This window comes from Pseudoalteromonas sp. MMG005, assembly GCF_018101015.1.
Classification (GTDB): Bacteria; Pseudomonadota; Gammaproteobacteria; order Enterobacterales; family Alteromonadaceae; genus Pseudoalteromonas; species Pseudoalteromonas aurantia.
Window position 1 is genome coordinate 202,927 of record NZ_JAGJEK010000003.1, and the last position, 10,426, is coordinate 213,352.

The 10,426-nt window shown below is 39.7% G+C and carries 6 protein-coding genes; 2 read left to right on the forward strand and 4 right to left on the reverse strand.

The annotated features are described in order from the left end of the window. Window positions 1–145: 145 nt before the first annotated feature. Genes J8M01_RS04300 through J8M01_RS04315 form a run of 4 tightly spaced genes read right to left on the reverse strand, consistent with a single transcriptional unit; the run spans window position 146 to window position 5,612 of the window. Window positions 146–1,147, reverse strand: coding sequence for a hypothetical protein (locus J8M01_RS04300; protein ID WP_211057136.1), 1,002 nt, complete (start codon window positions 1,145–1,147; stop codon window positions 146–148). Window positions 1,148–1,191: 44 nt separating this feature from the next. Beyond that, the gene (locus J8M01_RS04305; RefSeq protein WP_211057137.1) at window positions 1,192–3,612 is read right to left on the reverse strand and encodes an FtsX-like permease family protein; all 2,421 of its coding nucleotides are present in this window, start codon (window positions 3,610–3,612) and stop codon (window positions 1,192–1,194) included. Between the two features lie 10 nt (window positions 3,613–3,622). Further along, complete coding sequence (locus J8M01_RS04310) at window positions 3,623–4,336, reverse strand: ABC transporter ATP-binding protein (protein WP_211057138.1); 714 nt, start codon at window positions 4,334–4,336, stop codon at window positions 3,623–3,625. A gap of 10 nt (window positions 4,337–4,346) precedes the next feature. Continuing rightward, window positions 4,347–5,612, reverse strand: a complete 1,266-nt coding sequence (locus J8M01_RS04315; RefSeq protein ID WP_211049991.1) for an HlyD family efflux transporter periplasmic adaptor subunit — start codon at window positions 5,610–5,612, stop codon at window positions 4,347–4,349. A 575-nt stretch (window positions 5,613–6,187) separates the two neighbouring features. On the opposite strand from J8M01_RS04315, the gene J8M01_RS04320 reads away from it, so the two are divergent. Continuing rightward, window positions 6,188–8,623, forward strand: coding sequence for a penicillin acylase family protein (locus J8M01_RS04320; RefSeq protein ID WP_211057139.1), 2,436 nt, complete (start codon window positions 6,188–6,190; stop codon window positions 8,621–8,623). Window positions 8,624–8,686: 63 nt separating this feature from the next. Beyond that, complete coding sequence (locus J8M01_RS04325) at window positions 8,687–10,387, forward strand: cyclic peptide export ABC transporter (RefSeq protein ID WP_211057140.1); 1,701 nt, start codon at window positions 8,687–8,689, stop codon at window positions 10,385–10,387. Window positions 10,388–10,426: the final 39 nt, after the last annotated feature.

The window sequence follows — 10,426 nt, forward strand, 5'->3', positions numbered from 1 at the left end:
GACTAAACTTAAATTTAAGAGAATAGATATGAAAAAGCATATCGGATCAGGCAATTACCATATATAAACAGGTACACTTTGCCGAGTCTATGTTCAGGTGGCTTTTAATAATGGCCTGTATACATAGACCATTATTAAAGAGTACTTATTTGCTGAGTTTTTTGAGCGCTCGGCGAATATCTTTTTGTGTTGAGCGGTCTTCCGCTAAAGCAAGGGCTTGTTGATAGGCTTTTTTAGCCGTGGTCTTATTCTCAATTTCTTTGTTTACCTGAGCATAAACCATTAAGTACTCAATATGTTGCGCGTCTTGTACTTGCTCTTTTTCAAGTAACAAATTAAGCGCTTCTAATGCTAGCTGCTTTTTACCATGTCCTTGTAAAGCTAGATAGGCGGAGGAAATACATGCATCGCGCCAAAGAGGCAGTTGATCAGCTGTTCGCTTAGCTATTTTGCATGTATCAACGAAGAGCTTTTGAGCTTGCTCTTCTTCAGAGAACGTCCATAACAAATTAGCTGCGCGGTGCATGAGTGTTACATCTTGGCTGAATTGATTGCCAATTGTGGTGATTGTGCTCAGCGCCTCAGGTTCATTTTGCGTATTTTGCAGATAGTCCATTAACGCGAGGTAATAATAGCGTTCACTCACTGGTTTTAGCTTATCAACAATTGCTTTTGATTGTTTTTTATCAGAGTCCCAAAACCCACTTTCTATGGCTAAAGCTTTTGATGCGGCGACTAAGTACTTGGGGTTTTCAGGCGCTAACTCAGCAGCAGTAATATAACTTTGGTTCGATTTATCAACAAAGCCAAGTTTATTGAATAAGCTAGACTGTTCTTTAATTTGATACCAAAGTTCGCCAGCGTTATAGTGAACTTTGGCATTGTTTGGATAACGCCTTACTAAGGCTTCTAACATTTTTTCTTTATCATCATTATCTTGGGCTATTGCAACAGCAACGGTTAATATTTTAACTTTAACATCACTACTGTCGAGCTTCGCTAAATCATGCATCAGCGGCTCATATTGGCGAGTATGAAACATCGTTTCAAGCGTCTCGTATTGCGATTGTGAAATGTCAGCGTGTACATTTATTGCAAAAAAAGTGATTATCATGCAGCAAACACGTTTAGTGGTGTTATTAAACATAGTCTTCTCCTTAGATAGTTGAACCTGCACTTTTCGTCTTACCTTTAATCTTCGCAACGAAGCGTTTCGCTAGGTTCTAGCTGAATCGCTTTGCGTGCGGGCACATAGATAGCGCTTGATACTGAAGCTATGATGATCAGCATGACGATGACTGCACTGATAAAATACAGATAAACATCAAGCGCTATCAATTGCCACGTTACAATACTAAGTAGGGTTGACAGTACTAACCCGATCCCAAGACCTTTAATAAGCGGGTTCGCGCCCAACTTTATTAGCCAACGTACAATATTGCTATCATTGGCCCCAAGGGCTCTACGAATACCGATTTCATGTTGACGTTGGGTAATTGAATTGGCAGTCAGACCATAAATACCCGTGACACCAAGCGCGAGCGCAAATAAGCCACATTTGAGGAAAAGCTGAGTGGCTGAATGTGTTAAATCTCTTAACATTGCTAGTAACTCTTCCATACTTTTTAATGCTGTAAGTTTAATTTCTGAATCTACCGTGTACAGTATTTCATAAATGAGTGAACGAGCTTGTGGTTCCGCGCCAACAAATTTATATTCAATATTTACATTGTTACTATCGAGTTGTGTTAGTGGACGATAGAGCGTCATCAGGTTTTTGGGATCACTAATAGGGGTACCTTCAACGCGATCGGAGACGATACCAACAATTGTTGCCCATGTTTTTTCTCCTTCTACTTCATCAGAGATTTTCAGTTGCTTGCCAATAGCAGATCCTTCACGCCAGAAAGTGTCAGCGACGCTTTTACTGATCATCACAACGGGCATGGTAGTTATTTGATCTCTAGTATCAATATAGCGACCTTCGATAATTTCGACACCAGTAAAATTAATGTTTTCAGAGATGCTTCTTATTACCGCTTGTGGTTTATCTTGTTCAAGCTGATAACTGACGCCTTGTTGCATAAAAGTGTTTTTACCGAAGCTGGCGGTAACGACAACATCTGTGATGCTGTTCTGTTGCTGTAATTTAGATGTGATAGTTCGATAAAAAGCATTCCGCGTAGTTTGAGCGTTATAGCGCTCAGGTGTTAACTGAACTTGCGCAGACAAAATATTAGTGGTGTTAAGTCCAATATCTAAATTGATCAATTGGTTAGCAAAAAAGCTCGAAATAATCCCTAAATACATTAATACGGTGACGACTGTAATTTCTGTTGTAAGCAGTACTCTAGTTACTCGGTTGCCTTTACTGCTAGCAGCGCCTCGGGTCCCACCTCGTAATGTTGCGTTAAAGTCTCCTGATGTAACATGTAATGCAGGCAACACTCCGGTCATGATAATGGCGATGATGATAAAAATAATTGTCACCAATATGGTATTGATGTCGAGCCCCCAGTGCCACCAATAAGCGAGACCGTCGGCAAGGTCCATATTTATCCAAAATTGATTGATTTGTTGCAGTGCCCAGCCAGACAACAATAACGCAATTATCCCACCAGTAACACAGATGATGATGCTCTCCCACATCATCTGTACGATAAGCCTTTTTTGTGGTGCGCCAAGCGCAACCCGGATTGAAATCTCTTTAGCGCGTTCATTCATTCTTGCTAGTAATAAGTTACCAACGTTAATTGCGGCAAGTAGAAAGATAAAACCTGTGACAATATTTAAAATGGTAAAAACAATGATGCCATCAGCACCATTTGTTTGCGCGGCTTGAAAGGTGGTAATATAGATATCATCAATAGCAACTTCACTATTTTGACGACGAGCATTATAGGTGTTTTTTGCTAAACGAGACAGTTCGTTATTGGCCATTTGCTCTGATGTAGATGGATTAATGCGGGCATAAATATCGACGTAGACCTGGTCTCGTTTTTGCGTAGTAAAAAGAGGTTGCTGAATAGGAAGCCAGAACCTTGATGCGACGGGAAACCCGTAACCTTCGGGCATGACCCCAATGATCCGTGTAGTTTTGCCATCAACTTTAACAAAAGAATCGATAATATCTTGTTTACCTAAAAATTTACTTTGCCACATGGCATAACTGATCACCGCCACTTTCTCTGAGCTTGGTGAACTATCGTCTGAACGAAAAGCGCGTCCTTTTATTGGTTGTGTACGAGAAAACTGAAACATATTCCATTCAGTAAAGGTGACACTGTGTGATTGAGATTGACCATTGATATCCAATAACACGGAAGTCGAATAATACATACCAAATTCACTCAAGGTGGAAATTCCCGGTCTAATTTCAGCGAAGTCAACTGCATCAAACATACGATCGTAGCCTTGTTCTGTCGCTTGTAGTTTTACAACTGAATGGCCTTCGTCAATGGGGAGGTCTGAGAATACAAAAGTGTGTAAGAACGAGTAACTGAATATGCTAACCGCTAAGCCTCCAGCAAGTACAACTGTTGTTAATAAGCTAAATACAGGGGACTTGGCCAATAAACGGCATGCATACTTTATATCAAGCAAATAATTCATGTTTTACTCCCTAAGCTGCAGAGCTCTTTTCTTTTAACATCTGATCAGACATAATTTTTCCATCAAACATTTCTACCAGTCGGTTTGCTTGACCGGCAGAACGAGGGTCATGGGTGACCATAATTATGGTTGTGCCTTCGCTATGAAGCTTTTTGAGTAAATCTAACACCGCATCGGTATTTTTGGAGTCTAAATTACCCGTTGGTTCATCAGCCAGTATTAGTGAAGGTCGACCCGCTATCGCCCTGGCAATGGCAACGCGTTGTTGTTGACCCCCTGAGAGCTGGCTAGGAAAGTGTTTACGACGATGCTGCATATCGACTTTTTCTAGTGCGAAGTCGATAAGGTCATTAATTTCCTTTTGCTCTACATTATTTCGATAGCTTAACGGTAGAGCGATATTCTCTTCTACGGTCATATCACTTATTAGGTTGAAAGATTGAAACACGAACCCAATATGCTCATTACGTATCGCAGCGCGTTCGTCTCGTGTGATCTGGCTGACATCGTGACCACTTAAGATATACTTTCCTGCTGAGGGGATATCTAATAATCCAATTAAAGACAGTAACGTTGATTTTCCGCAGCCAGAAGGACCCGTTATGGCGATATAGTCCCCAGAATTAACCTCTAAATTAATTTGGTTTAATGCATAAGTCTCAACATCCTCAGTTGCAAACTTTTTTTCAATATTATCTAGCTGAATAATTGTGTTACTTGTCATGAGGCTCTCCTTAATTGAGAATAATTTGCGAATGCTGCTCCCAAGCAGACTGGTCCGAAATAATAATCTTGTCACCGGCATTTAAGCCAGAGATGATTTCTACGGTATTTGTTGATACTTGACCAAACTCGACTTTCACTCTTTGCGCAGTTTTTGCGTCATTATTTACTCTATATACATAAGCTTGGCTATTCTCTGATGCAAAAGCTGGACGCTTCACGTTTAACACATTTTCTTTATCTGCAATAGAAATAGTGCCTTCGACACTAAGGTCGGGTCTGGCTTCGGGCGGTAATTTTCCTTGTAGGCTCACTTCAACTTGCACCGTACCTTCAACGACGTTTGGATCTATTCGTACCACAACGCCGTTTACAGTCGAAGTTCTCGTATCTACTTTGACTGTTTGACCTAGTTGAATGTTTTGTACTTGAAGTTCTTGTACTTTCAGCTCTGCCTTAAAATCATCTAGCTGAGCAATTTTAGCAACGCCATCCCCACTTGCTAGTTGCTGACCTAATTCAAGATCCATTTCTTGTACAACGCCGTCAGAGGTAGCAATAATAGATAGTGCATCCACTTGGCCCTGAACTTGCTGCAGTATTTTGTGCATTTTGTTTAATCGTGCTTTCGCACCTTCTTTATATGCAGCGAGGTTTTCTTCCATTTTTTTGTATTGTTGCGCTTGTAACTTCTGTTGTAATTCAATTTTCTTCATACTCAATTTTGTTTTTGAGTGGTCAAGAGCTGATATTGTTGAGTTTCCTGCTTCGATAAGGGCTTTTTGTGCATCAAGTACTAGCTTGGTTGTATCATATTCACTGTCGGTTTCGAGTAGTGTTGCCTTTAGCTGAAATAACTTCGACTCTAGGGCGACTTGTTCCGCCTTCTTTTCTGCTGTTAAGGCTTCCAGTTCCCATTTAGTTTCTTCTCTTTTTTGCACTAGCTGTGGGTTTTGTAATGTGACTAAAACATCACCTCGTTTTACATTGTCACCAGGCATACGCCAAATTTGTTTAACTCGTCCGTTGATGTCTGTAGAGATCCAATGAATTTCTTTTGGGACCAAGATGCCGTAGCCTCTGACGCTAATGTCGAAATGACCTCTTTGTACATCGGCAAAAAGGAGGCTGCGATTATTTGCAATGTAAGAAGCATTTGAGTAACCACTACTAAGAAAGATATAAAATATAGTTATTGCGGCTATACCGGCAGCAGCTAAATACCATTTTTTCTTGTTAGTTGCTTTCTGGCCTTTTTTATCAATTGTAATATCCATGAACTCTACCGTGAACTGTCTGCTGTGGACTAAACATGGCATTATTCGTGCCAAATTATTTTTATCTAAAAATATATATAAAAATCATAATTTTAAGCTTGGTTTAATGGAACTCATTGATGAAGCACTACTGTGTCGTTTTCGATGCATAACTCTATTTTTGTATCGAAAATGACACATTAATTAGAAAAAGCAATTGTATGTATATTTCTGAAATTGGCTCTTTCTGTTGCTAGTACAATTTCAATTCCTTGACGTTTATCTTCCTCTAATTAATTTGCTGAAGACAACAAAAAGCTTAAAAATGAAGCATTATTCTGTTTTGTTTCATGTTTGTTTGCAAGTGTTATTTTTGGTGTTAATTGGTTGATTTTATGTTTACAAAAGGTTAGATTATTTTTCAGGTTAATTTTTGTCCTGTTTGTTTTTTGCGCTTTTTGGACGTGTTTATTGACCGGAAATTGTTGTAATAAGTAATGGAAATATCGATTTTTAGTTGTTGTCGACCCGTAATTTAAGGAGTCGCAAGCATTGATAATAATTAATAATAACAATAAAAAAAGGATTGACGACTCGTGTTTAAGAGTAAACCTCTCATTTCAAGAGTGATATTTTTCATTTTGATACCATTGGCTGTCGTGGCTGTTTATGGGTTGACCTATTTACAATCGAGCTTGCCACCGGCAGAAGGCACATTGAATGCACCGACATTGGCTCATAGTGTAAAAATACACCGAGATAAACACGGTGTTGTTTATATTAAAGGTAAGCACGATCAAGATGTATTTTTTGCCACGGGTGTCGTACATGCTCAAGATAGGCTGTGGCAGCTAGAGTTACAAAAGCGTATGACTCAAGGTCGTTTAAGTGAAATACTGGGACGCGAAGCACTCGATAGTGATATTTGGATACGAAGCTTAGGCATACACTCAGCGGCAGAGGTAGCGTGGCAAAACTTATCTATACCAGCAAAGCAATCTATTACATCATATGTTGCAGGTATCAATTATTGGATATTACAGCAAGATGTTTACCCGATAGAATTTACTCTACTAAATATTGAACCTCAGCCATGGGACGAGGTTGATACTATTGCTTGGGTAAAAATGTTTGCACTTAACTTAGCAGGTAATATGAATGATGAAATTACCAATTATGTTGCAGCACAATCGTTACCCAGTGAACAATTGACACAATTATTTGCGGATATAGCAGAGAAGCTCAACACTGAAAAGCTTACTTATCTGGATACTGACAAAACCCTACCGATATTAGACAGTATTAATAAACGAAATCAACAGTTACAGCAGCAGTTTAATATAGGTGGTAAATATGTAGGGAGTAATGCGTGGGTTGTAAGTGGTAGTCATACCGAGAGCAACAAAGCCATTTTAGCAAATGACCCACATTTAGGGTTACAAATTCCTTCATTTTGGTACGCAATGGCTCAGCAAGGCGATATTTTATCAAGTAAGGGCATGGCATTGGTTGGTACTCCTTTAATGATTTTTGGGCAAAATGATAAGATCAGTTGGGGTGGTACAAACATGATGGCAGATGTTCAGGACCTCTATTTTGAAACACTTAATATCAATAAAAAAGGGTTGTATAAGTCAGGCGGAGAATGGGTACCGCTGCATGAGCGTATAGAAACGATTGAAGTTAAACCTGATGTCCCAGAGTTACTTAATAAGAAAATTAAACCTGTGAAGATTTATGTAAGGGAAACTGAACGTGGACCTTTGATCAGTGATGTTGAGAAATCAATGATGCATCCAGTGTCATTGCGTTGGACTGGGTTAGATGCTGATGATACTTCTTATGAAGCATTTTTCAGGCTTAACTACGCGAACGATTGGCAAGGTTTTCAAGATGCGCTTGGATTCTTAGTTGCTCCCGCGTTGAATGTACTCTACGCCGACACGCAAGGTAACATAGGTTATGTTGGGGCGGGTCGAGTGCCACGACGCGTAGCAGGTGAAGGACTGTTACCTCTACCAGCAGGTGAAGTGAATACTGATTGGGATGGATACATTCCCTATCAAGATATGCCAAAAATATATAACCCAGACAGTGGTGTTATTGTGTCTGCAAATGACGGTTTACTTGTTGAGGATTATCCATACTTTATTAGCCATGCGTTTGCCCCTAGCTACCGCAGTGAACGTATTAGTACGCTACTTAAAGAAGCGGAACGGCCATTAGTCGTGGACGATATGATTAATATTCAGGGTGATACGGTAGATATAGCGGTGCAACATTTTTTACCTTTATTAAGGGATATTGAAGTAAACACAGAGCGAGAAAAAGCAGCTCTTGGTATCGTAAAAAACTGGAATGGAAATATGTCCGAGGCCAGTCAGGCGCCGAGTATTTTCATTGTGTGGCAGCGTGAGATCCGTAAGCTATTGCTGAAAGACGAATTGGTTGGTTTCTGGAATCAGGGGGGGCAGCGCAGTACGTTGCAAAATATTGCCAATACTGTGCCTTTATCGGTAATCGCTAAGTTACTTCAGCAACCGACATGGTGTAAGACGTCAGAGTCAGAGTCTGAGTCATTAGATGAAAGTTGCCAACAACTTGTCAATAAAGCACTCCAACAAGCACTCAATATATTGGAAAACCAATTAGGTCAGGATATGGATGATTGGCATTGGGGGGCGCTACAACATACGCAATACGCTCATACACCATTTAGTAACGTTAAAGTATTGGATGGCATTTTTGAACGCTTAGTACCTAACGGAGGATCGGTTCATTCAATTAATGTTGCTGATTCTTATTACGACAAATCTCAAGGGTTTGTGCAGGATTTTGGTGCAGGGATGCGACAAATCATTGTCGTGGGAGATCCTAATCAACATTTTTATATGAACTCAACGGGGCAATCTGGTAATCCTGTTAGTCAACATTATGACGACATGGTAATAAAATTCAATCAGTTGCAATTTGAAAGATTTAACCCTGAGCCTGCAAAGCTCAAATATGTTGAGTTAGTTACGAGTCACTAGTCAGAAATTATGTGATTGGGATATGGCGTATGCCATATGGATGACTACTTAATAAGGATAATTATGAAACTGTTTGATGTATTTACGAAAAAAGCACCTAATAAAGTATTTATTGCGATCTTATTAGGTGCTGTAGCCGGTATTGCTTATTCGCTATTGATCCCACTGGTATTAAAAGCATTAGAACCTACCTTGGGGGGATTAGCGACTGACTCGGATAAACTACAGGTCTTTGGCTGGGTGATAAGCAGTGCCAAATTTGCCATCGCATTTTGCATTTTATGTGGACTTATCTTTATTACACGGTCGTTATCACAAGTCCTTCTGACGCATATTGCTTTAGAGGTTACAACTGAAATGCGTAAAGATATGTATTATCGGATCCGAAAAGCTCCCATTTTCTCCCTAGAAAAAGTGGGGTCAGCAAAACTAATTGCAGCATTGACGACAGATGTTCAGCGCATCGTAATGGGGGCAAGAGTGTTGCCTGATTTGCTCACTAATGGTGTTACTTTACTAGGTATGATGATTTTCTTATTTTACTTAAACAGTGATGTCTTTTTCTTCGTTGCTTATTGTATTTTGTTTGGGGTCGTGACGTATCAACTGCCTATGTACGTAAGCCGTATTTATATTACTCGATCTCGTAAGCATGTTGACCATTTACAAGAGGGTATACGCGGCATTATCCAAGGTGCAAAAGAACTAAAGTTAAATAAAGCAAAAAGCGATGATTATTTTGATCATGCACTTTATCAGCAAGAGAGGCAAATTCTTGCATCGGACAAAATTGCGCAGAGTGTACTTCGAGTCGCTGTTAATTATGGTGATATTTTGAGTTTTATGGTCATTGGTATGATCAGCTTTGTGTTCGTCAATTATCACCAAGTTTCCTCGTCGGAGTTAATTGGTGTCGTCATGGTGTTGCTTTATATTGCTGGGCCCGTTTCTGTGATCCTCAATTCAATTCCGCAAATAGCCATCGCTAAAGTATCAGTCAGAAAGGTTAATGCATTATTAAATACCTTACCAGAGGAAACTTGTATTGAGCATGTTCAAGCGATTGATAGTTGGCATCAGATCCGATTTGATAAAGTGAATTTTCAGTATACTGCACATGATGATAGCCCTGGTTTTAAGGTGGGCCCGCTGAGCTTTGAAATTCAAAAAGGTGAGATTGTTTTTATCATAGGTGGTAACGGTTCCGGTAAATCAACATTAAGCAAGTTAATCACTTTGCATTATCAACCCAGTGAAGGTGATATTTACTTCGGTAATACCAAGGTAACGGAAGAAACGTTGGCCAGTTGTCGCGAAGAGTTAACGGCTATTTATTCAGATTATCATTTGTTTAAGCGCCTATTTGGATTGAAAGTTGAGCCTGAACGGATCCAACTATTGCTTGCAGCTTTAGATTTAACTGACAAAGTCAATGTTGTTGATAATGCATTTTCTACGACGTCACTTTCGGATGGACAAAGAAAGCGGTTAGCTTTGTTAGTGAGTGTATTGGAAGATAAGCACTTATATCTTTTCGATGAGTGGGCAGCCGATCAAGACCCCGAGTTTAAAAATGTTTTTTATACCGAGATTTTGCCGCAATTAAAAGCCGAAAATAAAGCTGTGGTCGTTATCAGTCATGACGATAGATACTTTAAAGTTGCTGATAAAATAATTCGAATGGAGCAAGGGCTGCTCTCTATGCAGCAGCCAGTTACAACTGTTCCTTCAACATCACCTGAGCTTGCAGAGCTAAATGGTTAATCGTATTGCGATGATACAAAGAGCTAGGAAAAGAAAGTT

Coding starts and splice junctions, on each gene's coding strand:
- J8M01_RS04310 (WP_211057138.1), bottom strand. CDS start 4,336: ATGACAAGTAACACAATTATTCAGCTAGATAATATTGAAAAAAAGTTT.
- J8M01_RS04305 (WP_211057137.1), bottom strand. CDS start 3,612: ATGAATTATTTGCTTGATATAAAGTATGCATGCCGTTTATTGGCCAAG.
- J8M01_RS04300 (WP_211057136.1), bottom strand. CDS start 1,147: ATGTTTAATAACACCACTAAACGTGTTTGCTGCATGATAATCACTTTT.
- J8M01_RS04315 (WP_211049991.1), bottom strand. CDS start 5,612: ATGGATATTACAATTGATAAAAAAGGCCAGAAAGCAACTAACAAGAAA.
- J8M01_RS04325 (WP_211057140.1), top strand. CDS start 8,687: ATGAAACTGTTTGATGTATTTACGAAAAAAGCACCTAATAAAGTATTT.